This window comes from Streptomyces sp. 3214.6, assembly GCF_900129855.1.
GTDB lineage: Bacteria > Actinomycetota > Actinomycetes > Streptomycetales > Streptomycetaceae > Streptomyces > Streptomyces soliscabiei.
Genome location: NZ_LT670819.1, coordinates 1,748,571 through 1,772,907, shown reverse-complemented (window position 1 = coordinate 1,772,907; position 24,337 = coordinate 1,748,571). Strand labels below are relative to the sequence as shown.

The 24,337-nt window shown below is 69.7% G+C and carries 24 protein-coding genes and 1 pseudogene; 6 read left to right on the top strand and 19 right to left on the bottom strand.

The features are described from left to right. Nucleotides 1-3: 3 nt before the first annotated feature. The 10 genes from B5557_RS07935 to B5557_RS07890 all read right to left on the bottom strand — a co-directional run bounded on the left by B5557_RS07935 (nucleotide 4) and on the right by B5557_RS07890 (nucleotide 10,212). Entirely contained in the window at nucleotides 4-1,098 is a 1,095-nt protein-coding gene (locus B5557_RS07935) for a sugar kinase (RefSeq protein WP_079658459.1), read from the bottom strand. Continuing rightward, nucleotides 1,095-1,727 (bottom strand): bifunctional 4-hydroxy-2-oxoglutarate aldolase/2-dehydro-3-deoxy-phosphogluconate aldolase, encoded by a 633-nt coding sequence (gene eda / locus B5557_RS07930; RefSeq protein WP_079658458.1) that lies wholly within the window; start codon nucleotides 1,725-1,727, stop codon nucleotides 1,095-1,097. The genes B5557_RS07935 and eda overlap by 4 nt, the downstream gene beginning before the upstream one ends. Beyond that, on the bottom strand, nucleotides 1,724-2,485 hold the full coding sequence (locus B5557_RS07925; protein WP_079658457.1) for an SDR family NAD(P)-dependent oxidoreductase: 762 nt from the start codon (nucleotides 2,483-2,485) through the stop codon (nucleotides 1,724-1,726). The genes eda and B5557_RS07925 overlap by 4 nt, the downstream gene beginning before the upstream one ends. Next, the gene (locus B5557_RS07920; RefSeq protein WP_079658456.1) at nucleotides 2,482-3,525 is read right to left on the bottom strand and encodes a zinc-dependent alcohol dehydrogenase; all 1,044 of its coding nucleotides are present in this window, start codon (nucleotides 3,523-3,525) and stop codon (nucleotides 2,482-2,484) included. The genes B5557_RS07925 and B5557_RS07920 overlap by 4 nt, the downstream gene beginning before the upstream one ends. Before the next feature lie 159 nt (nucleotides 3,526-3,684). Continuing rightward, the gene (locus B5557_RS07915; protein ID WP_079658455.1) at nucleotides 3,685-4,590 is read right to left on the bottom strand and encodes an amidohydrolase family protein; all 906 of its coding nucleotides are present in this window, start codon (nucleotides 4,588-4,590) and stop codon (nucleotides 3,685-3,687) included. Then, nucleotides 4,587-4,937: an L-rhamnose mutarotase gene (locus B5557_RS07910; RefSeq protein ID WP_079658454.1), complete on the bottom strand. Its 351-nt coding sequence runs from the start codon at nucleotides 4,935-4,937 to the stop codon at nucleotides 4,587-4,589. Before B5557_RS07910 ends, B5557_RS07915 begins: the two co-directional genes overlap by 4 nt. Next, nucleotides 4,934-6,964 carry a hypothetical protein gene (locus B5557_RS07905; RefSeq protein ID WP_079658453.1) on the bottom strand — a complete coding sequence of 677 codons (2,031 nt, stop codon included), beginning with the start codon at nucleotides 6,962-6,964 and terminating at the stop codon, nucleotides 4,934-4,936. The genes B5557_RS07910 and B5557_RS07905 overlap by 4 nt, the downstream gene beginning before the upstream one ends. 8 nt (nucleotides 6,965-6,972) lie before the next feature. Further along, the gene (locus B5557_RS07900) at nucleotides 6,973-7,881 is read right to left on the bottom strand and encodes a carbohydrate ABC transporter permease (protein WP_231976292.1); all 909 of its coding nucleotides are present in this window, start codon (nucleotides 7,879-7,881) and stop codon (nucleotides 6,973-6,975) included. 55 nt (nucleotides 7,882-7,936) lie between these two features. After that, a complete protein-coding gene (locus tag B5557_RS07895) occupies nucleotides 7,937-8,851 on the bottom strand; it encodes a carbohydrate ABC transporter permease (protein ID WP_079658452.1) in 915 nt (304 codons plus the stop codon). Beyond that, nucleotides 8,848-10,212, bottom strand: a complete 1,365-nt coding sequence (locus tag B5557_RS07890; RefSeq protein ID WP_079658451.1) for an ABC transporter substrate-binding protein — start codon at nucleotides 10,210-10,212, stop codon at nucleotides 8,848-8,850. Before B5557_RS07890 ends, B5557_RS07895 begins: the two co-directional genes overlap by 4 nt. Before the next feature lie 308 nt (nucleotides 10,213-10,520). On the opposite strand from B5557_RS07890, the gene B5557_RS07885 reads away from it, so the two are divergent. Next, complete coding sequence (locus B5557_RS07885; protein WP_030944761.1) at nucleotides 10,521-11,279, top strand: FadR/GntR family transcriptional regulator; 759 nt, start codon at nucleotides 10,521-10,523, stop codon at nucleotides 11,277-11,279. A 491-nt stretch (nucleotides 11,280-11,770) separates the two neighbouring features. On the opposite strand, the gene B5557_RS43565 is transcribed toward B5557_RS07885, so the two are convergent. Further along, complete coding sequence (locus B5557_RS43565) at nucleotides 11,771-12,544, bottom strand: FadR/GntR family transcriptional regulator (protein WP_159403789.1); 774 nt, start codon at nucleotides 12,542-12,544, stop codon at nucleotides 11,771-11,773. 169 nt (nucleotides 12,545-12,713) lie between these two features. On the opposite strand from B5557_RS43565, the gene B5557_RS43560 reads away from it, so the two are divergent. The 4 genes and pseudogenes from B5557_RS43560 (at nucleotide 12,714) to B5557_RS46175 (ending at nucleotide 17,475) form a co-directional block, all read left to right on the top strand. Further along, on the top strand, nucleotides 12,714-15,881 hold the full coding sequence (locus B5557_RS43560) for a DUF1349 domain-containing protein (RefSeq protein ID WP_079658450.1): 3,168 nt from the start codon (nucleotides 12,714-12,716) through the stop codon (nucleotides 15,879-15,881). 144 nt (nucleotides 15,882-16,025) lie between these two features. Then, nucleotides 16,026-16,121 (top strand): annotated as a pseudogene (locus B5557_RS44935) (hypothetical protein); the annotation flags it as partial. Nucleotides 16,122-16,126: 5 nt separating this feature from the next. Next, nucleotides 16,127-16,270 (top strand): hypothetical protein, encoded by a 144-nt coding sequence (locus tag B5557_RS43555; protein WP_159403790.1) that lies wholly within the window; start codon nucleotides 16,127-16,129, stop codon nucleotides 16,268-16,270. A 254-nt stretch (nucleotides 16,271-16,524) separates the two neighbouring features. Further along, the gene (locus B5557_RS46175) at nucleotides 16,525-17,475 is read left to right on the top strand and encodes an integrase core domain-containing protein (RefSeq protein ID WP_079658448.1); all 951 of its coding nucleotides are present in this window, start codon (nucleotides 16,525-16,527) and stop codon (nucleotides 17,473-17,475) included. Here the strand turns inward: B5557_RS46175 and B5557_RS07855 are convergent. The 7 genes from B5557_RS07855 to B5557_RS07825 form a co-directional block, all read right to left on the bottom strand. After that, the gene (locus B5557_RS07855; RefSeq protein ID WP_079658447.1) at nucleotides 17,468-17,677 is read right to left on the bottom strand and encodes a hypothetical protein; all 210 of its coding nucleotides are present in this window, start codon (nucleotides 17,675-17,677) and stop codon (nucleotides 17,468-17,470) included. The two genes, B5557_RS46175 and B5557_RS07855, sit on opposite strands and share 8 nt — an antisense overlap. Next, nucleotides 17,674-18,120 carry an SRPBCC family protein gene (locus tag B5557_RS07850; protein WP_079658446.1) on the bottom strand — a complete coding sequence of 149 codons (447 nt, stop codon included), beginning with the start codon at nucleotides 18,118-18,120 and terminating at the stop codon, nucleotides 17,674-17,676. The genes B5557_RS07855 and B5557_RS07850 overlap by 4 nt, the downstream gene beginning before the upstream one ends. 87 nt (nucleotides 18,121-18,207) lie before the next feature. Further along, nucleotides 18,208-19,185, bottom strand: a complete 978-nt coding sequence (locus B5557_RS07845; protein ID WP_079658445.1) for a quinone oxidoreductase family protein — start codon at nucleotides 19,183-19,185, stop codon at nucleotides 18,208-18,210. A 70-nt stretch (nucleotides 19,186-19,255) separates the two neighbouring features. Next, nucleotides 19,256-20,161 (bottom strand): SDR family NAD(P)-dependent oxidoreductase, encoded by a 906-nt coding sequence (locus B5557_RS07840; protein ID WP_331716830.1) that lies wholly within the window; start codon nucleotides 20,159-20,161, stop codon nucleotides 19,256-19,258. Continuing rightward, nucleotides 20,158-21,381, bottom strand: coding sequence for an NAD(P)/FAD-dependent oxidoreductase (locus B5557_RS07835; RefSeq protein WP_079658444.1), 1,224 nt, complete (start codon nucleotides 21,379-21,381; stop codon nucleotides 20,158-20,160). The genes B5557_RS07840 and B5557_RS07835 overlap by 4 nt, the downstream gene beginning before the upstream one ends. Further along, nucleotides 21,378-21,575 (bottom strand): ferredoxin, encoded by a 198-nt coding sequence (locus B5557_RS07830; protein WP_030944786.1) that lies wholly within the window; start codon nucleotides 21,573-21,575, stop codon nucleotides 21,378-21,380. Before B5557_RS07830 ends, B5557_RS07835 begins: the two co-directional genes overlap by 4 nt. A 48-nt stretch (nucleotides 21,576-21,623) precedes the next feature. After that, complete coding sequence (locus tag B5557_RS07825) at nucleotides 21,624-22,829, bottom strand: cytochrome P450 (RefSeq protein WP_079658443.1); 1,206 nt, start codon at nucleotides 22,827-22,829, stop codon at nucleotides 21,624-21,626. Nucleotides 22,830-22,998: 169 nt separating this feature from the next. Here B5557_RS07825 and B5557_RS07820 point away from each other — a divergent pair, with 169 nt between their 5' ends. After that, nucleotides 22,999-23,685 carry a TetR/AcrR family transcriptional regulator gene (locus tag B5557_RS07820; protein ID WP_079658442.1) on the top strand — a complete coding sequence of 229 codons (687 nt, stop codon included), beginning with the start codon at nucleotides 22,999-23,001 and terminating at the stop codon, nucleotides 23,683-23,685. Nucleotides 23,686-23,927: 242 nt separating this feature from the next. Here B5557_RS07820 and B5557_RS07815 read toward each other — a convergent pair whose 3' ends face one another. Further along, nucleotides 23,928-24,311, bottom strand: a complete 384-nt coding sequence (locus tag B5557_RS07815) for a hypothetical protein (protein WP_037898926.1) — start codon at nucleotides 24,309-24,311, stop codon at nucleotides 23,928-23,930. Nucleotides 24,312-24,337: the final 26 nt, after the last annotated feature.

Here is a 24,337-nt window from a genome sequence, read left to right as displayed (position 1 = left end):
CTGTCACCTTCTGACGGCGGCCGAGCCGCCTGCCATCAGCGCCTCCACCTCGGCGAGCGAGGCCATGGACACGTCGCCGGGGGTGGTCATGGTGAGGGCCCCGTGCGCGGTCCCGTAGGCGAGGGCGCGGCTCAGCGCGGCGACGTCGAGGTGCGCCAAGGGTGTGGCAGCGGCCGCCGGTCCGTCCTCTTCCCCGCAGGCGGTCAGCAGTCCGTAGATCAGGCCGGCTGCGAAGCCGTCACCCGAGCCGATGCGGTCGAGGACGTGCAAGCCGGACATCTGCGGGCCACGGACGAATCCGGTACGGGCCGACCAGGCCGCGGAGGACCAGTCGTTGACCCCGGCGGAGGGCACGTGACGCAGCGTTGTAGCGAGGACCTCGGCCTGAGGCAGGAGCCCGGCCACTTCGACGAGGGCGTCTTGCACCTCGTCCGCCCCGATGCGTACCGCACCCGGGTACGGCCCGGCCAGGCCCAAGGCGCCCACGACGACATCGGCGTGGCGGGTGAGCTGTACGTCGACCTCGCGGGCCCGGTCGGCGCCGCCGCGGCCGGCCCAGAGGCTGGGGCGGTAGTTGGGGTCGTAGGAGACGGTGACGCCGTGGCGGCGGGCGGACGCCATGGCTTCGTCGGCGACGTCCACGGTGGTGTCGGACAGGCCGGCGAAGATGCCGCCGGTGTGGAACCACCGCACTCCGGCCGAGAAGATGGCGTCCCAGTCGATGTCCCCCTTGCGCAGCTGAGAGACGGCCGTGTGCGCGCGGTCGCTGACGCCCAGTGCGCCCCGGATGCCAAAGCCCCGCTCGACGAAGTTCAGTCCGATGCGCACCCCGCGGCCGATGCCGTCCGCGGGCACCCAGCGGATCAGTGACGTGTCGACGCCGCCCTGCAGGATCAGGTCCTCGACCAGCCGGCCGACCTCGTTGTCGGCGAGGGCGGTGACGACGGCGGTGCGCAGGCCGAAGCAGCGGCGCAGTCCGCGCACGACGTTGTACTCCCCGCCGCCTTCCCAGACCTGGAGAGTGCGGGCGGTGCGGATCCTGCCCTCGCCCGGATCGAAGCGGAGCATCACCTCACCGAGTGCCACCACGTCGGTCACGTCGCGCTCCCGTGCACGGCCTCGGCGGTCAGCCGGCGGATCTCCCCGTACTCGCCCCGCTCCAGATGGGCAACGGTGCCCATCCAGCTGCCGCCGACGGCGAGGACCGCCGGGTCGGTGAGATAGGCGGGCAGACGACGGGCGTCGATGCCGCCCGTCGGCACGAACCGTACCTGGGGGAAGGGCGCTGCGAGCGCGCGCAGCATCGGGACGCCGCCGAGCGGCTCGGCCGGGAAGAGCTTGACGGTGTCGAGGCCTGCCTTCAGGGCGCACATCAGCTCGGTGGCGGTGGCGATGCCCGGCACGACCGGGACCCCCAGCTCACCGCACTTCGCGACAACCTCCTCGTCGAAGCCGGGCGAAACCACGAAGCGGGCCCCGGCCGCCACGGCCCGCTCGGCCTGCTCGGGCGTGAGGACCGTGCCGGCGCCGACGGCCAGTCTTCCGCGGGAGGCCATGGTCTTGAGGACCTGTTCGGCGTCGGGGGTGCGGAAGGTGACCTCTGCGCACCGGGCGCCGCCCGCGGCGAGCGCGTCGGCCAACGGGCCGGCCGTGGCGGCGTCGCGCACAGTCAGCACCGGCATGACACGGGCGCCGTCCAGCACGCAGGCCAGGTCTACGTCACTCATCGGCCGAGCCATCCGCCGTCGACGGGCAGGACTACGCCGTGGACGTAGGCGGCCGCGTCGGAGGCCAGGAACATGGTGGCGCCCGCGAGGTCGTCGGCGCTGCCCCAGCGCGCGGCCGGGATGCGGTCCAGGATCGCCTTGCTGCGCACCGGGTCGTCCTGGAGGGCCTGGGTGTTGTCGGTGGCGATGTAGCCGGGGGCGATGGCGTTGACGTTCACACCGTGCGGGGCCCACTCGTTGGCCAGCGCTTTGGTCAGGCCCGCGATGCCGTGCTTGGCGGCGGTGTAGCCGGGCACGGTGATGCCGCCCTGGAAGCTGAGCAGCGATGCGGTGAAGATGACCTTCCCCTGGCCGCGGGCGACCATCGCCGCGCCGACCGCGCGGGTTAGCGCGAACTGCGCGTTGAGATTGACCTGGAGCACCAACTCCCAGTCGGCGTCGGTGTGTTCAGCGGCCGGGGCGCGGCGGATCGTGCCCGCGTTGTTGACCAGGACGTCCACCGGGCGTTCGCGCCCGGCGAGGTCCGCGCCCAGGGCCCGTACCGCCTCGGGGTCCGCGAAGTCGGTGCGGATGGCCTCGAATGTGCGGCCTGCGGCGACGACATCCTTTTCCACCGCGCTGCCGGACTCCTCCAGGGAGGCGCTGACGCCGATGACGTCCGCGCCGGCCCCGGCGAGCGCGCGGGCCATGGCCCGTCCGATGCCTCGCCGGGCTCCGGTGACGACGGCGAGCCGTCCGGTGAGGTCGAAGGCGGTCATACGGCGGCTCCCTGGGCGTCGTCGGTGCAGTCCACGAGGATCTTCATCACGTCGCCGCCACCCTCCAGCGCCTCGAAGGCGGCGGGTGCCTGGGTGAGCGGCACGACCTTGCTGATCAGCCGGTCGGCGGGAATGGTGCCGTCGGCCACCAGTTTCACCGCCTTCTCGAAGTCGGAGCGGTCGTACAACCGGGCGCCGACGAGGGTGAGTTCGCGCCAGAAGAAGCGGTGCAGGTTCACCTCGCGCGGGCGGGAGTGGATCGCGACCAGACACAGTCGGCCGCGCACGCCGAGCACGTCGACCGCGGTGTCCACGCCGCCTGCCGCCCCGGACACCTCGAAGGCGACGTCCGCTCCCGCGTCGCCGGTCCACTCCCGTACGAGTGCGGCCAGGTCCTCGGCGGCCGGGTCCCACACGGGCAGGCCCAACTCCTCGGCGAGCAGCCTGCGGTGGGCGCTCAGCTCCACCACCCGCACGTCCCCGCCGGCGGCCTTGGCGACCAGCGCGATCAGGACGCCGACCGGACCGCCGCCGACCACGACGACCCGCTCGCCCTCGCGCACCTGGGCCCGGCCGACGTCGTGCACGGCGACCGCGGTGGGCTCGACGAGTGCGGCCCGGTCCAGGGGCAGGGAGTCGGGAAGTCGTATGAGCGTGGTGGCGGGGACGGTCCAGCGCTGCTGCATGGCGCCGGGGGAGTCGATGCCGATGAAGTCGAGGTGCTGGCAGATGTGCTGGTGGCCGTTGAGGCAGGCCGGGCAGGTGTCGTCCCAGCGCAGCGGCATCACGGTGACCGCGTCGCCTGGCCGCCAGTCCGTTACGTCCGGCCCGCAGCGGACCACGCGCCCGGCCATCTCGTGCCCCAGGACGGCCGGTGCGCTGACCCGGGCGTCCATGTCGCCGTGGAAGATGTGCAGGTCGGTCCCGCAGATGCCGACGTAGGCCGGGGCCAGCTCCACCTCACCGGGTCCCGGCGGCGCGCTGTGGGCGGGGGCCGTGTCCAGGGTGCGGGCGCAGAGGTATCGGGCGGCTAGTGTCATGGGGGCAGGGTCCCTTCGGCGCGGACCGGTGCCTACGGATGCCGAGTGGCTCGGCGTCCGTGGCTATGTGTCCGGCGCTGGTTTCGCGCGAGTTCGTGTGAGTCCGTGTCATGGGATGTGGCTCCGCGGCAGTGGGTCTCGTCGCGGAGCCGGAGCGGGTCAGGCCCTCCGGGCGGTCGCGTCGCCCTTCGTGAAAACGGAAGCCAGGCCGTAGAACGCGGTCGCGGTGCCGGCGAGGAGCGCGTCGACATCGCTCTCGCTCCAGCCGGTGAGCAGTTCGTCCACGGTGGCGGCCCACCGGTTCCAGCCACCCGCCAGGTTGGCGACCGGCCAGTCCGAGCCGAACATCAGCCGCTCAGGGCCGAAGGCCGAGAGCAGCACCTCCCAGACCGGGCGGATGTCGGCGGTGGTCCAGCGGGTGTGGTCGGCCTCGGTGATCAGCCCCGAGACCTTGCACACCACCTGCGGGTGCCCGGCGAGCTGCCGCATCCGGCGTTCCCACTCGGCGATGTCCCCACGGGCGATGTCCGGCTTGCCCGCGTGGTTGAGCACCTGGGGCAGGTCCGGGAAGCGTTCCGCGAGCCGGATAGCCTGACCGAGCTGGTGGTCGCGCACGAGCACGTCGTAGCGCAGTCCGCGATCCCGGGCCGCCCGCAATCCGCGTTCCACGTCGGGGCGTTGGAGCCAGTCGGGGTCCGTCTCGCCCTGGACGAGGTGCCGCAAGGAGCGCAGGTATCCGCCGCCCGGCCCGGCTTGCAGCTGGTCGAGTACGTCACCGATGGCCGGTGACGTCAGGTCGGCCCAGCCGACCACGGCCTGGATCAGGGGTACCCGCTCGGCGAGCGCGAGCAGGTCCTCGGTCTCGGCGATCTCCGCGATGCACTGGACGACCACTGTGCTGTGCAGCCGTCGGCCCGCGATGCGGTGGGTGGCGGTGGTGCGCAGGTCATGGGGGGTGAAGGTGCGGCGGATCGACGCCACGCCGGGGTCGTCCAGCCAGGGCTGCGGACGGTGGTCGAGGTCCCACAGGTGGTGGTGGGCGTCCACGAGCACGGGTGCGTTCATGGGGTGGTCCAAGTCGGGTCAGGCGGGCTCAGATGCCAGATCTCGGGGAGCTCGGTCCACTGGCGTCCCTCGCCCCGGTCGGGGAAGGGCTCCTGGCACGGATCGGTGTGCTTCCACCAGCGCTGGGTCTCGGGGTCGGCCTCGATGGACGCCATGTCCGCCTCGAAGTCGTCGCCGATGTACTCCATGTACGCGAAGAGCACGTCACCGTGGAGGTAGATGCTGTAGTTGCGGATGTTCGCCCGGAGCAGGGCGGCTTCTACGCCGGGCCACACGGCGGAGTGGAGCCGCAGGTACTCCTCGCGGTGCTCGGGACGGAGCCTGATGGTCTGGGCGATGCGCTTCACGCCGGTTCCCCTGTCGTCTCGGTGGAGTCGGCCTGCTCGGCCGCGTTGTCGAACGGGGCCCGGTAACTGGGAGTACGGGTGCGTAGCCCGAGCCGCAGGGTGAGCCGGATACGGGTGGAGGCGGGCAGACGGACCGTCAGGTAAGGGCCGTCGCACGGGGTCTCGGCCTCGGCGACCACTGGCTCGGAGTGGCCGTAGTCGTACATGTCGCCGATCCAGCCGTCGTCCGTGCACGTCGTGTACCGGACGCTGGTGATGGTGTGCTCGGCGAACGCGCCCGCCTGGACGATGACCGTGCGGTCCGTCTCGGGGGCGAGGTTGACCAGTTCGACGGTGGTCGCCTCGGGGTCGATGGAGGTGACCAGTGCCGCGACGTCGGCGGGCAGGCCGGCGCGGCGGGCGTCGGCGTCGTGGTAGCGCAGCCTCGCCTGCTGCAGACCGCCCTGGTACAACACTTGCGGGCCGCCCCAGGTCAGTTGCACCAGGGCCTCGGTGACCACCGGGTTGCACAGCTGCCAGACGTGGATGTCGGCCTCGGGCACGTCGAGGTCGCGGTAGCGGTCGATGCGCCGCAGCCGGTGGCGGATCTGGGCCTGGGCGGTGGCGAGGATGCGCTCGGGGTAGTCGGGGTCGTCGCCGGCGAGGAAGGCGAACCACGCCTTCTCGTGCCCGGAGTCCTCCTTGGACCGGAACGGCCGCACGGTGCGCCAGTCGATGCCGTCCGCTTCGCGCAGTGCCTCCAGCCGGGCGCGGTCGGCGTCGGAGGAGGTGTGGTGCCACAGGGCCACCGGCACGGGCGGGGTGGCCGGGTTGTAGTCGAACCAGCCGGAGTCGTTGTGGCGGAACGGCAGGTGGGGGGTGGGCGTGTGGACGTCGTCGGGGCCGAGTTCGACCGCCCACTTGGAGGGCAGGCTGGAGTCGGCCTCGGTGTGGGGCATGACCTTGGCGTGGCCTATGAGGGTGTCGAGGGAGGTCGCGACCATGGCGAGGTAGTTGTCGTCGCCGGTGACCGTGGCCGCCGCGAGCGCCGCCACGCAGGCCGCGTGGCCGAGGCTGTGCCAGCCGTGCGGCCAGGACCAGCCGTAGTGGCCGCCGTACCAGCGCCCTTCCAGCAGGCTGCCGACGACCCCGTCCGGGCCGACGTTGTCCGGGATCAGGCCGCCGTTCTCGCGGGTGCGCTCGCGCCAGGCGCCCACGTACTCGACGATCCAGTCCCGGTAGCGCTCCTCGCCGGACAGGATCCACGCGTTGAGGACCAGACCGGCCGCGGCGAGGTTCATCGTGGTGTCGCCGACGCCCATCCGGTCCCGCATCTGGTCGCCGAGCCGCGGGTCCGCCGACAGGGGGAAGGGGCCGTTCGCCACCTCGGGGATCCACTCGAGGGGGAAGCCGTAGGTCTCCGCCTCCTTCGGCAGCCAGGGGTAGACGTCGCCGTCGAAGAGGCCGGTGCGGTCGGGGTCGCTGCCGTTGTGGGGGCGGGTGATGATGCGGTGCTCGGGGTCGTAGTTGCCCTTGGCGGGGTCGACGTACAACTCGGCGAAGCGCAGGGCGCGCTCACGCCAGCGGTCGGGGGCGGCCATGCACAGGAAGTAGAGCAGGAGCAGGCTCTCGCCCTGGTGGAACCAGTCGTAGCCGCGTTCGAACTCGTCGCGCAGCATGTCCAGTTCGGTCAGCTGCCTGGTGACGCCCTCCCAGTGCTTCTCGCTGGCGGGCAGCAGGTCGTCGGCGCCGCCGAGGAGGTACAGCTGGGGCCAGTTGAAGAACACTTCGTAGAAGTCGTCCACGCCGTCGCGGGTGGTCAGCGGCCCGGTGTAGTTGAGGCGCCCGTCGGGGCCGGTGAAGTCGCGTGCGAAGCGGCGCCAGGCGTGGTCGAGAAGGTCGAACAGCGCGCGCTGGGCCACGGCCCAGCCGGGGGGTTCGAGCAGCGGCACTGCGGCCTGGACGTCGGAAGCGGGGGTGGACCGGTCGGCGGCCGGGATGTCGTCGCCGGGGTCGCCGGAGAGGTGGGAGTCAGGGCTGTATGGCATGAGAGCTGTTACTCCTTGGTGGCGCCGGCGAGCATTCCGCTGACCAGGAAGCGCTGGGCGAACAGGAACACGACGAGTACCGGTGTGATGGCGACCAGCGTGGCCAGTGCCAGTTGCGGGCGTTGGATGGCGAGGGTGCCGACGGTCGGGTTGAACGACGGCACGTTGCTGAGAAGACTGCCGACGCCCACCTGGATGGGCATCTGGTCGCTGTCGGGGAGCATGACGTAGGGCAGGAAGTAGTTGGTCCAGTTGGCGACGAAGCTGAAGAAGCCGACCAGCGCGATGACGGGTGTGGCCAGCGGCAGCGCGATGTGCCGGAAGACGCCGAACTCGGAGCAGCCGTCCATGCGTGCCGCGGCCAGGAGGTCCTTGGGGACGGCGGTCGTGAAGTAGATGTAGGTGAGGTACACGCCGAACGGGTAGAACGAGTAGGGCAGGATGATCGACCACATCGTGCCGATCAGGTGCACCGCGTTGAGCTCCAGGAACAGCGGCACCACCAGGGTGGCGTTCGGCATCAGCATCACGACCAGGGTCGCGATCAGCAGCGTGCGTCGGCCGCGGAACTCGGTCATCGCCAGCGCGTACCCCGCGGGAATGGCCAGGCAGAGCGTGATGACCAGTGAGATCGCGGCGTAGACGGCGGAGTTGCGCAGCCACAGCAGGATGGCGTTGTCCTGGAAGGCGGTGAGCGCGTGCCAGTTGGCCTTGAAGGCGTGCCAGGAGCCGAAGGTCAGGGGGTTGTCGTGGACGAGTTGCTGGTCGGTCTTGGTCGCCGCGAGCAGCAGCCACAGCACCGGCAGGACGAAGAACACCACGAAGACGGTGAGCACGGAGCCCGCCAGCAGCCGGGAGGCCACGTGCTGCGGGGACCGGCGGCGCCGCCGCGGTTCCCCGTGCCGGGTTCGGCTCATGGCGTTCGTGTCCCGTTCCGTGCGTGGGGCGGTGGCAAGGGGAGTGGGTCGGGTCTCAGTCGGCATCGAAGAACCCCGATCGTGCGACGAAGACACCGGCGACCGACACGCTGACGACCAGGAGCTCCACCGAGACCGCGGCGGCGCCGTTGATGTTGTTCATCTGGAAGGCGAAGTCGTAGGTGAGCTGGTTGAGCGAGTAGTCGCGTCCGGCCACGCCCGTACTGGCCAGGGACAGCAGCTGCGGCTCCACGAAGAGCTGAGCGCCGCCCGCGAAGGCCAGGATCACCATGTAGACGATCCACTTGCGGAGCATGGGGATCTGCACCCGCCAGGCGGTCTGCCAGCCGTTGGCGCCGTCGATGCGGGCGGCTTCCATGACGTCCTTGGGGATGTTGTTCAGCGCGCCGTACATGACGACGATCCAGCCCCCCGCGCCGGTCCAGAAGGCGATGATCGTGAACAACAGCGCCAGATTGCCGGGGGCGATGACCTCGCCGAAGGTGTGGAAGCCCAGCGTCTCCAGCAGGGAGCTGACCGGGCTGACCGTCGGGTCGAGCATGAACAGCCACACCAGGACGCTCGCGGCACCGGCGAGGGCTCCGGGGATGTAGTAGAGGAAGCGCAGTGCCTGACTGACCGGCCCCAAGGACAGCTTGTGCAGGAGCAGCGCCAGGACCACCACGAACACCACGAGTGAGACCAGCCAGAAGACCAGGTAAAGGGCCACGTGGCTCAGGGAGTCGACGAATCGGAAGTCCTGTGCCGTGGTGACGAAGTTGGAGATGCCGGTGAAGGCGCCTCCGGCGTTCGTGAACGCGAAGTAGATCGCGTAGCAGGTGGGAAGGACGCCGAAGGCGACCAGCAGCAGTACGTAACCGGCGACGAATGCCACGCCGGCCCGGCTTTGCCGGGAGGTGCCGCGAGGGCGCCCCCGGACGGAGCCGGCCGAGGAGGGCGTGAGCGTCACCGGGAGACCTTGTATCCGTCGGCCTTGGCGTACTTGACGATCGAGTCCTGCCAGGCGGGCAGCAGCGATTCGATGCTCTTGCCCTGCGTCAGGCCGGGCTTGACGGTGGCGGCCCAGATCGCCTCCTGGCTGAACTGGCCCGACCCCCAGTCCGACCACACCTGCGAGGAGGCGTCCTTGAGAGGCGTGAGGTCGCCGACGAAGTAGCCGGAGGCGGCCTGTGCCTTCAGCCAGTTCTCGGCGGCGGGTGCGTACGCCGGGAAGCCGGGGGCCTTCTCGCCCTGGTAGGCGTTGTCGGTGGTGACCCACTTCAGGAAGTCGGTGGCCGCCTTGATGTGCTCGGAGTGCTGGGACAGCAGCCAGGTGCCGCCGCCGACGTTGCCGGTGGACGGCGAGGTCTCACCCTGCCACTGCGGCATGGGCGCCACCGCGATCTGCTTCGCCGGGGTCTTGAGGCCGTCCTTGAAGACCGCGCCGCCGTACCACGCCGGGCCGGGCATGAGCAGGACCTTGTCGGCCTCGTTCTTGGCGAAGTCGGTGCTGAAGACGCCGCTGATGGACATGGACTTGTTCTTGATCAGCACGTCCATGAGCTTGGCCATCTTGGTGCAGGCCTCGCTGGCGGTGTTGACCGACGCGGACTTGGGGCCGGTGATGTGGTTGGCGCCGCACTTGCTCGCCCACAGGTAGATCTCGGGGGTGAAGGAGTCGCCCGCGTCGCCCACGAGGTAGCCGGGGTGCTCCTTGGCGACCTTCTCGCCGATCCGCTGGTATTCCTCCCAGGTCGTCGGCACCGTGTAGCCGAACTTCTTCATCAGCGGGGCGTTGTACCAGAGCACGGCCTGGGAGAGGTCGTTGCGCAGGCAGTACATGGTGCCGTCGACCGTGCAGACGTCGTTGGCACCCTTCGCGAACCCGCCGAGGGTCGCGTCCGGGATCAGGCCCTTGTTCAGCGGGGCGGCGAAGCCGGCGTCGACCGCCCAGGTCACCTCGTTGTTCTGGGAGCTGAAGACGACGTCGGGCCACCCCTTGCCGGTGCGGTTGAAGAGCTGGACCTTGGTCTGGAGGTAGTTCGAGCCGTTGGCGTCGCCGTCGTAGCTGACGATGTTCATCTTCACGTCCGGGTGCGACGCCTGGTACTGCTTCGCGGCGTCCATCCGGGTCGCGTCCACCCAGACGGTCAACGCCCCGTCCTTCTGCGGCGCCTGGGCGAAGCCGTCCTTGGTGGTCGTACCGGCGCCGCCACCACTGCCGCAGGCGGCCACGGTGAGCAGCACGGTGGCGGCACAGCCGGCCAGCAGCGAGATACGTCTCCTGCTGGTCCCTGTCTCCTGGGCGGCCGAAGGCTTGTAGACGGACATGAGCGACTCCACTGGGTTTGCTTGCGGCTGCTGACGGCTCTGTCGTACCGCCGAGGAAAGAAATTAGCCGCGATATCGACGGGCGAGTCAAGGGGTGAGTAGGTCTTTTCTTGAGATTCGGCGTGCATGTCAAGGTGACTACTGCGAGTCATATACGCAGCTAAAACGGCACTAAAGGCCATAATTTGCATGCAGACTGATGATCAGAAGCGCCAAATGAGTCCGACTTATTAGAGTGTCTGGGGTAGGATGAACGCGGTTTAAGATTGATCAGTCACCGTAGTCGCAGCCACCCGGAGGCAGGACACATGAAGGACACGCCCGTCGTGGCGGCAGAGGTGAACGGCGCGGACGAGCGGCGCGACTACCGGCCCGGTTACGAGGTCGTGGCGGAGCGGATCCTCGAGTTCATCGCCGAGTCGCGCCTGCTTCCCGGCGACCGGATCCCCACGGAGAAGGACCTGGCCCTGCAGCTGGGCACCAGCCGGGGGGTTGTCCGAGATGCCGTGAAGATCCTCTCGGCCCTCGGCCGGGTCCGGGTGCACAAGGGGCGCGGACTGTTCGTCGCGGACGAGGACGGCATGCTGATCACCAGCCGCTGGGCCGGCTTCTTCCGGCCCGTGGACCTCGATCACGTGCTCATGCTGTTCGAGTTCCGCGGGGTTCAGGAAACGGTTGCCGCCAAGCTCGCGGCCACCCGGGCCACGCCCGCCGAACTGCGCACCATCGAGGTCGCCATGCAGCAGTGCCGGCACGGGTACGTCCACGGTGAGGTTGATGTCTTCAACCAGGCGGACGACGACTTCCACGCCGCCGTGGCCGCGGCTTCGCACAACCCGTTCCTCGGCAGCGCGGTGCGTGAGGCCCGCCAGCTGCAGCGCCAGTCCAGCGCGATCGTCCACGACACCATCGGCGAGGGCACCGCGGCCGCGGTCGAGGAGCACGAGACCATCTACCGCGCCATTCGCGACGGCCGACCCGACGAGGCCGCCGCGGCCACGGCCGTACACCTCGACCGGACGCTGGAAGACTACCGACGGGAGATCCAGCGCCGCCTGTTCGGCTGACCGTTGTGCCGGCACATGCCGGAGGGGCTGTCACAGGGTGAGGAGTCGCCGGTCCTGACCGGCGCCACCGGCGACCGGCCACTCGATGAGCATGGCGCTTCGGCGGTCGAGGCGTCGCAGGCATCCAGCAGTGGTCAGCGAGCGGGTCGAGCCGAGGCCGATCTTGAGTCAGTGCCCGCTGCTGCCGCCGTACAAAGTGAGAGTGGGGGGCCTGCGGGCCGCGACGCACCCTCTGGGAGAGGGGGCTTCGGTGGCCCGCCTGCGGCGATTTGGGCCCTGCGGGGACGAAACCCTGAGGACGACGAGAAAGCGGCACGCCGTCTTCCCGTCTGCACCTGCCACCGTGAGGTTTGTGAGGCGGGCCTGTGGAGGAGTGCAGTGGTCTTTGCGGTACTCGCGCGGGCTGACGCCGCCGTGTAGGGCTCGGTCGGCGGCGTGACCGGATGTATCCAACGTGCTGGTGCGGGCGGGCGTGGGGCCCGTCGGTGCCGTCAGGGCTGCGGGGTCGGTCGGCGGCTCGCCCATGCCCGGGCGATGTGCTCGCGCATCGCGCGGGCGGCTCCGTCGGCGTCACGATGGCGGAGCAGTTCGAGTATGGCCACGTGCTCGCCCAGTGACATGGTCAAGCCGTCGCGGGTCGAGTGACCGGTGTAGAGGCGTGACAGGCGGGCCTTGCCGTGAACGCTGCGGATGATCGCCTGACCCAGGAGATTCCCGGAAGCCCTCATGATCATCTCGTGGAAGGCGGCGTCTTCCTCGGCGTAGCGCACCGGGTCGTCCAGTGCCTCCCGCAGCGCGGTGACCTGCTCCTCGAGTTGGGCGAGTTCGAGGTCGGTGATGCGGCCGGCCGCGTCGGCGGCCATCTCGGCCTCCAGGGCGATCCGCACACTGACCAGCTGGTCGAGGATCGTCAGCGTCCGGTCGTGACGGACCTGAGCCTCCAGGACGACAGGGTCCAGAAGATTCCACTCCTGTGGCTCGCGCACCCGTGTACCGCGCCCGGGCGCCGCCCTGATCAGCCCCTTTTCTTCGAGTACCTTCACCGACTCGCGCACGACGGTCCGACTGACGCCGAACTCCTCGCACAGCACCGCCTCGATGGGCAGCGCGGAGTCCGGCGGATAGGCCCCGCCCACGATCCGGTCGACGAGATAGGTGACCACGGTGTCGCTGAGCCGGCCGGTCTGCCGTCGGGGAACGGCTCCCAGCGACCCCTCCGAGGGTGCAGACGCCAGTCGTTGACGATTCGCCGGGGTACGGGCCACGTGCGGCTCCTCGTGATCAGTAAATGCCACAGCATACACCTTGTGGATTATGTCATTCGTATGATGAAGTTCGTCCGCCCGGCGAAACGCCGGTGAAACATGGCCGAAGTCCGCCGGGTCGCGACCGGGATGGGACCAGGCACGGTGTCGCATCACCGAAGGAGCCCTCGTGCTGTCACTCCGAAGAACGATTCCCTCACACCGCCCCGGGCTGCGGATACGTGCCGCGGCCGCGGCGACGGCGCTCGTCGGCGCCCTGCTCTCCGCAGTCGCGTCCGCCGGAACGGCGCAGGCCGCGACCATGACGACGCTCTACGCGTCCCCCTCGGGTACCGGCACCGCTTGCTCCGTGAGCCAGCCGTGTTCGATCACCCAGGCGCAGACCTCGGTGCGTGCGGTCAACGCCGGCATGACCGGCGACATCGTCGTGCAGTTGGCGGACGGCACCTACCGACTCTCCGCTCCGCTCACCTTCACCGCCGCCGACTCCGGCACCGGCGGCCACACGGTGATCTGGAAAGCCGCGCTGGGCGCCCATCCCGTCATCACCGGCGCGCAGCGGGCCACGGGCTGGACGCTGCAGGACTCGGCGAAGAACATCTGGAAGGCGGACGTCGGCACCGGGTTCGACACCCGGCAGCTGTACGTCGACGGCGTCCTGGCGCAGCGGGCCCGCTCCACGGTCAACCGCTCGGACCTGACCGTGACCACGAGCGGCTACACGTTCACCAGCAGCTCGCTGAGCTACCTCAACAGCCTTGCGAACCCCGGCCGGACCGAGATGCACGGCATAGGGTCCTGGACCGACCGCTACGCCCCGGTGTCCGGCATCAGCAACGGCACCATCACCATGACCGAGCCCTCATGGACCAACAACACGTTCGGCTGGGACACCCTGTCCCAGCCGCTCCGGGTCGGCCCGCTCTACATCGAGAACGCCTATGAGTTCCTCGACACCGCCGGTGAGTGGTACCTCGACACCAACACCGGCACCCTGTACTACAAGCCGCTGGCGGGGCAGAGCATGAGCACCGCGGACGTCGAGGTGCCGAAGCTCGACTCGCTCATCGACGTCGGGGGAAGCTATGCCTCTCCCGCCACCCACATCACGTTCTCCGGGCTGCAGTTCTCGGGCACCAGCTGGACGGGGCCGAGCGGGAGCAACGGGTACGCCGCCCAGCAGACCGGGACCTACCTGGCCGGCACCTGGTCCGTCCCGTCGGACTGGCTGACCTCCTGCAATGGTCACGGCTGCAAGTTGTTCGAGGCGACCCGCCCGCACTGGAACCAGATGCCGGCCGCCGTCCAGGTCTCGGCCGCCGACCACATCGCCTTCACCGGCAACCAGTTCACCAACCTCGGGCAGCTCGCCCTCGGCATCGGCCAGGACGCCAACGCACACGCCACCGGTGTCGGACTCGGTGCCGACACCATCACCGCCATCGGGAACGTCTTCACCCAGGACGCGGGCGGCGGCATCGTCGTCGGCGGGCTCCAGGCGGACGCGCACCACCCCAGTGACAGCCGGATGACCAACAAGAACATCACCCTGAACGACAACGTCATCCACGACGTGGCGATCGACTACCGCGACATGACGGGCCTCCTGGTCACCTACGTCAACGGCGCGAGCGTCTCGCACAACGAGGTGTACAACCTGCCGTACTCCGGCCTCGCCATCGGCTACGGCTGGGGCGTCAACGACCCGGGCGGCAGCCCGGACTACGCGAACCGGGGCCTGTACGACTACCAGCCCGTCTACTCGACGCCCACCACGGCCCAGAACAACACCGTCACGGGCAACCACATCCACGACATCATGCAGCAGATGGCCGACGGCGGCTGCGTGTACACCCTGTCGGCCTCGCCCGGCAGCACGGTCACGGGGAACTACTGCCACAACAGCAACAACTACTACGGCCTCTACCACGACGAGGGCTCCCGGAACTTCACCGACACCAACAACGTCGTGCGCTACGCCGGCAAGTGGCTCTTCGCCCACATCAGCTCAACCCACAACACCGGCGCCCTGACCGTCACCGACAACTGGACAGACAACGACAACGCCAACATCAGTAGCACCGACGGCCACGGTGACACCGTCAGCGGCACCGTCGTCGTCACCAACGGCAACTGGCCGTCCGGCGCGCAGACCGTCATGAACAACGCCGGCATCGAGCCGCAGTACCGGCCGCTGACCACCGGCGCCGTCACCGGCCCCTACAGCGCCTACTCCTCCACCCCCGCCGCCACCGGACAGACCGGCGGCTTCTTCACCGTCACCGACGCGGGCACCGACATCTGGGGTGCCGGCGGCCAGCACGACGACACCTACGGCACCGTCTACCAGGCTGGCGCCGCCGTCAACGGCACCTCGGTGACAGCCCGGGTCGACAACATCGACAACACCAACGCCTGGGCCAAGGCCGGAGTCGTGCTGCGCAACAACCTCACCGGCAGCGGCTCCTCACCCGGTTACGCGACCGTGGTGGTAACCCCGGCCAACGGCGTCAGCTTCCAGTGGGACTCCAACGGCGACGGCTACCTCGACCAGCTGACCTCCACGAGCACCTCGGTCAAGGCACCGGTCTGGTTGCGGCTCACCCGCACCGCCACCCAAGTGTCCGGCTACTACTCCACCGACGGATCCACCTTCACCCAGATCGGCTCGGCGGTGACCCTGCCGTCCATGGCCGCCACCCAGGACGCCGGTGTCATCCACACCGCCCACAGCACCACAGCCGGCAGTGCGGCCTTCAGCAAGCTCCAGATCGTCACCTCGCCCTGGCGGGCCTACGGCTCCATCCCCGCCGCGGTGAGCCAGAGCCAGGGAGTGACCTCCCTGACCAGCGCGGGCATCGACACCTGGGAAACGACCGCGCTGCACGACGACGAGTACTCCGCGGCCTACCAGCCGGCCGCCGCGGGAACATCCTCCACGGTCACCGTCCACGTCGACAGCCAGGACAACACCAACGGCTGGGGCAAGGCCGGCCTGATGCTGCGCAACAACATCGCCGCAGCCGGCTCGTCCGCCGGCTACGCCTCCCTCTCCGTCACTCCCAGCAACGGCGTCACCCTGGAGTGGGACTCCGACAGCGACGGCTACGTCGACAAGAGCACCACCAAGACCGGCCGCTCCGCCCCCGTCTGGCTCCGGCTGGTCAGGAGCGGCACCTCGGTCACCGGTTCCTACTCCGTCGACGGCACCGCCTGGACCACCGTCGGCACCGCCACACTGACCGGAGCGAACAGCAGCCTGGACGCGGGCACGTTCTTCACGGCCCACGCCCCGGCACCCGGCACCGCGAGCTTCAGCCAGTTCTCCATCAGCTGACGAAGCGGAAGGGGCACCGGGGACTGCGGCAGGACCGCCAGGCTCAGCGTCGCCTGGCGGTCCTGGCCACGCCGAGGATGTGACGCAGACGTCGCGCTGACCGGGACTGGCATCGTCCCGGCCGGCGGGCAGCTCTACAAGATCGTGAACAGGAACAGCGGCAAGGTCCTCGACATCAACAGCTTCAGTCACCGGAGGGGGACTTCGAGACAGCGGCACTCCTTCGCCGGCGGCAACAACCAGCTGTGGTCCTTCCAGCCGACCACCGGCGGGTACCTCATCTGCAACTCGGACCCATCAACGGCATGGTCGCCGACGGCTGGGGCTCCACCACCAACAGCGACCCTGCCCGGCAGAAGGCCTGGGACGGCAGCGACACGCAGCAGTGACCACGGCGGTCTGGCCGGCGGCGACCTTGTCGGCGAGGACCCTGGAGCAGCTGCCGAGGAAGTTCCGGCGCGGCCGGCGCACCCTGATCCGCACCGACTTCGCCGGCGGTACCCAGAAGTTCCTCGACCAGGGCCTGTATGGAGTTGTGATCAAGGCTGTGATCCGAGGTGTCGGATCACAGAGGAGGCCGGCGCATATTTCGAGGCCGGCCTGGTAGCTTTCAGGCTTGTTGTCGTAGCGGCCACCGTGCACCGTGTCCTCGGTCTGCGGGGACTCAGCCGGCTGCGCGACATCGATCCCCGCCCACTGGCGAGCAACTGCGCAAAGTCATCCGCTACGAACACGAACGCATTGGCGACCTGATCCACGTAGACATCAAGAAGCTCGGTCGCATCCCCGTCGGCGGTGGGTGGCGGATGCACGGCCAGGCGGACCGGCTCGCCTGCACCGAGGCCCTGGACGACGAGAGGCCGTCACCGCGGTCGCCTTCTGGCACCGCGCCGCTGCCTTCGTCGCCGCCCACGGCACCACCTCGATCCGCCGTTACCTCACCGACAACGGGTCGTGCCACCGGTCCACGACCTGGGCCAACGCGCTCGTCGCGACCGGTACGACGCACAAGCGGACCCGGCCCTACACCCCGCGCACGAACGGGAAGGCAGAGCGCTCTAACGGGACACTCGCCCGCGAGTGGGCGTACGTGCGCGACTACACGTCCGAACACGAACGCCGCGTCACGCTCGCCGAGTTTGTGAACTACTACAACCACGAGCGGCCACACCGTACGGGAAGCCCCGAGATCACGACAGAAGGTGTGATTGGCGGTGCCGGCCATGGGGGTGACCGGCACCCATGGCGATACCCAACTGATTGGAGGGGCCGCCCGCACCACCACGCGCCCGACAATCAGCAGATTGTCGCCCGGGGCGAGCCGCAACACGTCACGCAAGGCGTGCAGCGCGGCGACACCGACACTCGTCAGCGCCGCCGCCTCGGCCAGGTCCGCTTTGCCCGGGGCCAAGCTGACGGTCGATACCTTCACGGTGATGTACTCGGCGGCGGCCCCGACACGGCTGGACACGTCGGTGAGGAACCCCCACACCCGTTGTCCGTGCGTCAGGTCGGTCACGCCACCGCCGAGGGCGACCACCTCCCCCGTGAGGATCCCGGCAGGTCCGTTTGGGGAAGCTGCGGCCCTACGTGAGCCTCATGCCACCGGACCGGATCGACACATCGACCGGGTTGACGCTCGTGCCGTGGACGCGGACGAGCAACTCGCCGGCGCCCGGCTGCGGCCGCGCGACTGCGCGAATCTCCAGCCCCTGGGGACCGCCGTACCTGTCGTACTCCACGGCGCGCATCATCGGCCGGGCGGCCTGCCCGGAGGTGGTCAGGAGGGGTCTCACCGATCGGCGAACGCCGTTTCGATCGTCTTCTTCATGAGTGCCACGGTGGTCCGCATGGTGCTGGTGGCGTAGTCGACGACCGACGCGGGCGCGAACTCGGTCGTCCAGACGAGATGGACTCCCTCCTCGTCCTCCCGCACGGTCTGTGACCCCAGGTGGTGTGTCAGCGGACCGCCCTCGGTCGCTTGGTAGGTGAGCTTTCGGGCGCCATCGTCGACTTCGACGATGCGCTCGGTGATCTTCATGTCATCGGCGAACGTCACCGTCCTGCTGTCCGGTCCCTTTTCCACGTGGAGCGCGAATCCCGGGATGAGCCGGGTGTCCACCGCATAGACATCGCGCACGGCATCCCACGCGAACTCCGCGCTGGCATCGACGACGACATCGACCGTCACCGAGCTCACGCCGGCTTCTTCGTAGCGAACTTCCATGAGCAAGGTCATGGTGTTTCTCCTTCTGTCTTCTGATCGTCTGCTGCGGTGCGGGCCGTCGCCGGCCCGGGTTGGTGCGGCTGGTGCTCGCCGGGAACGTCAGGGCACCATCACGACCCGGCCGATGCGGCCGCGCTGCTCGGCGTGGTGGTGCGCGGCCGCGGCGTCGGCCAGGGGGAAGACGCGGTCGATCACGGCTTCCAGTTCGCCGTCCGCGATGCGGCGGATGAGGTCCGCCATGTATGCGTGGACCCGGGCCTCATGGAGCAGTGAGGCGAGCCCTACGCCGTGGAGCGTCGTGTTGCTGCGGATCAGGCTCACGACGTCGACCGTGCTCTCTTCGCGGGAAGCCGTGCCCAGCGGGACGATGTGCCCGCCGTGACGGGTGGCCTCGATCAGCTGCTGGAGCAGCGAACCGCCCACGCAGTCGACGGCCAGGTCGACACCACGCCCGCCGGTCAGGGCCAGGACACGGTCACGGACGTTCTCGCCTCGGTAGTCGATTCCCTCGTCGAGGCCGTAACGACGCAGCTCCTCGAACCGCGCCGGGTTCGACGCGCTCCCGATCACGCGGGCACCCGCCTTCTTGGCGAGCTGCATCGCCGCCAGCCCGACCCCGCTGGCCGCCCCTTGCACCAGCACGGTGTCGCCGCTCGTGAGACGGCCGCGCTCGAACAGCGCCTCGTAGGCGGTCGAGAAGGTGACCGGCACCAAGGCCGCCGCCTTCGGATCGAAACCGTCCGGCAGCACCCAGCAGTGCTCCGGGCGTACGACGCGCAGTTCGGCATGGGAACCGGCCGGCAGTCCATGGGCCTGCCCGAAAGCGCAGACCTTCTGGCCGACCTCCAAGCCCGTGACCGCGGAGCCCACCGCCACGACCTCACCGGCACTGCTGTAACCGAGGACGAACCCGTCCGCCGGAGGGGGTATAAGGAGACGGCACATCAGGTCGCCGCCCTCGATGCTGATGGCCTCCGTCCTGATCAGAACCTCGTCGGTGCCGGGGACGGGGTCCGGCACATCCTCGTAACTGAGCACTTCGGGGCCGCCGTTGCGGCGGTAGACAGCTGCCTTCACTCTTCAGGGCCTTTCTTGGGGGGTGGGACGGCAGGGGGCAACGCCCTGCGGCGAATGCCGTGTCGGTCAACTACGGGTGGCCGTGGGCGCGCTCGGAGACGGGGGCCCATGCGTCCCAGGTGGACAGGCGCGCGTCGTAGTGGCTGCGGACCTTGGGCAGGGCCGACTTGCCCAGAATCAGCCGGAGCGGGGGCTCGGCGGCGTCGACCGCCGCCAGCACGGCCGGCGGCGTGGCGGCGGGGTCGCCGACGGCCGCGGGATCGAAGTCCGCGTACAGGGCCTGGCGGGCCTCGTCGTAGGCGGGGTTCTCGGGTGACGCCTTGAGGGAGGCGGGGGACGAGAACTCGGTGGCGTAGGGCCCGGGTTCGATGATGGTGACCTTGATGCCGAGGTGGGCGACTTCCTTCGACAGGGCCTCCATCATCCCTTCCAGCGCCCACTTGGAGGCGTTGTACAGACCGAGGGTCGCCTCGCCCATCAGTCCGCCCTGGCTGGACACCGCCAGGACGTGGCCGCCTCCCTGCGCGCGCAGGAAGGGAAGCGCCGCCTGCGTCACCCAGAGCGCCCCGAGCAGGTTGGTGTCGAGCAGCTCCCGGACATCGGCCTCCTGGACCTCCTCGACGGCACCGCGCAGGCCGTGACCGGCGTTGTTGACGATCACGTCGAGCCGCCCGAAGTGGTCGTGGGCGGCGGCCACGGCGTCGAACACGGCGCCGCGCCGGGTGACGTCCAGCGGCAGGACCAGCAAGGAGTCGGGGTACGCCGCGGCCAGCGACTTGAGCCTGCTCTCGTCGCGCGCGGTCGCGGCGACCTTGTCGCCCCGCTGCAGCGCGGCCTCCGCCCACAGCCGGCCGAAGCCGCGTGAGCAACCGGTCATGAACCAGACCTTCTCGGTCATGTGTGTCTCCTGTTCTTGTTTCGGGATCCCGTCGGCGCCGGCCGCGTCGACCCCTTCCGGGCCGGTGGTGGCGCTCATGCCGCCGCTCCTTCCGGGAGGGACGGGGGTTTCGAGAGGGCGTCGCGCCATGGGGTGCGGGCAGCTATGGCCTGCTGCCAGCCACGGATGCGCCTGGGTGGCATGCCGACGGCCAGGACACCGGTGAGCCGGTCGCCAAAGCGGTAGACCGCGGTGAACTTGCGTTCCGCCAGGCTGCCTTCGACTATCCGTACCTCGTCGTGACCGCGCAGGTAGCCGTAGGCACGGATCTTCATGTCGTACTGGTCGGACCAGAAATAAGGGACGGGCGCGAAGGGCCGCCGGGCGCCCAGGAGGTTGCGGGCGGCGGCCATGCCCTGTTCGGTGGCGTTGGTGCGGTGCTCGACGCGCATCGAGGTGTCGAAGAGCGGGTTGTGCCAGCGGGCCACGTCGCCCGCGCCGTACACGCCGGGTGCGGCGGCACAGAACTCGTCGCAGACCAGTCCGTCGTCGAGGGTGAGGCCGCTGCCGGTCAGCCACTCGGTGTTGGGCCGGGAGCCGACGGCCACCAGCACCGTCTCGGCCTCGACCGTGCTGCCGTCGGCCAGCCGTATGCCGCCGGAGACGACCTCGGTGACCCCTGTCCCGGTGCGCAGGTCCACGCCGTGCTCGAGGTGGGCCTGGGCGAGGATGCGGCCGATGTCCTCGCCGACCGCGTGAGCCAGTGGGACGGGCGCGGGTTCGATGAGGGTTACACGGGTGCCCGAAGCGGCCGCCACCGCCGCGGCCTCGGCGCCCAGGAACCCGGCGCCGACCACGGCCAGGCTCCGGCCCGGGCCGAGGCGGTCCTTGAGGGCGAGGGCGTCGTCCAGGGTGCGCAGGGTGTGGGCCGGGGTGCCGGGCATCCGCCGGGGGCGGACTCCGGTGGCCACGACCAGTCCGTCGTACGCCACCTCGCTGCCGTCGGACAGCAGCACCGTCCGGGCGGCGAGATCCACTCCGATGGCCTCGAGGCCGTAACGGGCCTCCAGGCCGAGGGCGTTGAGTTCGGCCTCGGTACGCAAGGGCAGCCGGTCCGGTGTCCAGGCGCCGCGGAGGATTTCCTTCGACAGCGGCGGCCGGTCGTAAGGAGCGGTGGCCTCGTCGCCGATGAGCGTGATGGTGCCGGTGTGACCCGACCGGCGCAGGGTTTCGGCGGCGGCGAGACCGGCCGCGGAGGCGCCGACGATGACCACGCGGCCCGGTGCGCCGGCCGGCTCACCGGCCGTGCCCGTGGTCATGACTCTCCCAGGCGGATGGCGGCCGCGGGGCACACGGTGGCCGATTCACGGACGGCGTCGTGGAGTTCGGCGGGCGGGGCGGCGTCGAGGAGGACGACCATCCCGTCCTCGTCCCGCTGGTCGAAGACGTCGGGGGCGAGCATGACGCACTGGCCCGAGGCGACGCACTTGGGAACGTCGACTTCTACACGCATGACGGTTCTTCCCTGTGGGGGGCGGTGGGGTGGGTAAGCGGGTGCGGGTCACCAGGTGACGGGCAGTTCGTGGACGCCGTAGACGATGGAATCCCGCTTGAAAGCGATGCCCTCCATCGGCACGGCGACCTTCAGGCCGGGGAGCCGGCGGAAGAGTTCCGGCAGGACTATCTGGAGTTCGGCGCGGGCCAGCGGCTGGCCGAGACACTGGTGGATGCCGTAGCCGAAGGCCAGGTGCCGGCGGGCGTCGGCGCGTTCCAGGTCGAGGTCGTCGGGGGCGGCGAAGATCTCCGGGTCGCGGTTGGCGACTCCGACCGGGATGATCACACCCTCGCCGGCGCGGATGGTGACGCCGCCGATGGTGACGTCCTCCACGGCCGTACGGCGCAGCCCGCCGTGCCCGATCGAGATGTGGCGCAGCAACTCCTCGACCGCGCCTGCCACCTGGTCCTGATCGCCGAGCACGTACGGGATCTGCTCGGGATGGTGCAGCAGGGTGATGGTGCTCAGCGCGATCATGTTCGCCGTCGTCTCGTGCCCGGCGAACAGCAGGAAGGAGCTCAGGTCGGCCGCGTCCTGCTCGGTGATGACACCAGCGTCGACCTGCTCGGCGAGCCGGGTGACCAGGTCGTCGCCAGGCGTCGTGCGCTTGGTCCGCACGAGTTCCAGCAGATACGTGGCCAGTGCCTGCTGCGCACGGGTGGTCTCCTCCGCCGTGGCGGTCAGGTCGACGAAGACCTTCGAGTGCCGCTGGAAAAAGGGGTGGTCCTCGTACGGCACGCCCAGCAGTTCGCAGATCACCAGGGAGGGCAACGGCAGCGCGAAGCGCTCCACGAAATCGGCCGGGCCCGGCCGCCCCGTGAGGTCACCGAGGAGCTCGTCGGTCAGACGGGCGATGGCCGGACGCAGCGCGTCGATACGTTTGACCATGAACTCCCGGGTCAGGGTGCGCCGCATCAGGGCGTGCACGGGGTCGTCATGGCCCTGGAAGAAGCCGCGCCGGGGCTGCGGGGTGCCTGGCTTGAAGTTGGGCGCACCGGGCCGAGACGGGTCGGAGCTGAACGCCGGGCTGCTGAGCACCGCCCGCGCGTCCTCCCAGCGGGTCACGAGCCACGCGCTGAGTTGCCCCTCCCACAGGGAGACCCGGGTGACCGGGCGCTCCGTCCGCAGTTCGGCATACAGGGGCGGAGGATCAAGAGGCGCGTCCCTCGGACGGGCGAGTTCGAACGCGGGGACGGACACAGACGAGGGCATAGCTGTTCCTCTCCACCATCAACTAACAGCGTTAGGTGTTCTGCTTGATAGACTAACACCGTTAGTCGAAGGTGTGGAGCCGCTCCCTCTGTTTCCGCCTCTGCGGCGCCGGCCGTACGGGCAGGGGGCCCGGGCGGGTAGATAGGGTGCACACAGTGAGGAGGTGGCCATGAAGCAGCAGGTCAGGCGGGTGCCCAATGTGCGGGGCGAGGGGGAACGGCTACGGCAGGAGATCCTCGACGCGGCGACCCGCATCCTGGAGGAGACGGGACGCGAGGACGCGCTCTCCCTGCGAGGAGTGGCCCGCGAGGTCGGCATCTCCGCGCCCAGCGTCTATCTGCACTTCAAGGACAAGACCGAACTGGTCGCCACCGTGCTCGACGCCGCCTACCGGGCGCTGGCCGCAGCGATGGGCGAGGCAGGGGAAGCGGCCGCCGCGGCCGGCGCCGCCCCGTGGGAGCGGATAGCGGCCACCACCGCCGCCTACCGCAGATTCGCCATCGACAAGCCCCGCCGGTACCGGCTGATGTTCAGCCTGGAATACGAACCCGAGCGTCAGCCCTCCGCCGAGACCCCCCTCGGCACCGTGCTCCAGGCATGGACCCACGCCGTGGACACCTATCTCGCGGCGATCGCGCCCGCCCGTCGACCGGAAGCGGAGACCGTCGGCATCCACCTGTGGACCGCCCTGCACGGCCAACTGGTCCTCTGGCACACCCTGCCAGGTCACCACACCAGCAGCGAAGACATCCTGATCGAACTGGAGCAGTCATTGCTGCACCGGCTGCTGCCCATACCGGCCCCTCAGCCATCAACCCCGACGCTCGACGCCGCACACAGCCAGCGAGGCAGTTGAGAACGTCGCACCGGACGCCGCTGAAGCGCGGCTACCGCTCGAATCGGCCGGCGCTGCACCACGAGCAGGGGGTTCGTTCACCGATCCGGCACCCACACCGGCCGCTGCCCCAACCTCAACGGACAGCCCGCGTACGGCACCAGCTCCAAGGTCGTCCTGACCAGCGCGCACCTCGACCGCACCCCCGGAACTGCGACTCTGTCGGTAACCCGGGCTATCAGAACGTGCGGAATGCTCCGCGATCAGCGCCGAAGAGAGAGGAGGAGACCGGCGAGGGCCAGGAGCATCCAGGCAGCCAGATAGCCGAATGCGGCTGCTGGGGAGAACACACTCCAGAGGATGCCAGCGATGGTGGACGCGGCGAGGTTGCCGAGGGACTGCGCGTGCGGGAGATCCTTCGGGCCGGTGCCGACGCGATCAAGGTGTGCACCACCGGGGGAGTGGCCTCGCCCGGCGACGACCCCCGGCACGCGCATTTCCGCGACGACGAACTCGCCATGATGATGGCCGAGGTCCGCGCCGCCGGGGTGCACGCGACGGCGCATGTTGCCTCCGGCCTCGGCGAGCCGGATCACGGCGAGCGGCGCCGACAGCGTGGGCACCAACCAGGTGCCGTGGGCGAGCATCAGCTCGATTCCCTCGTCGTCGAGGT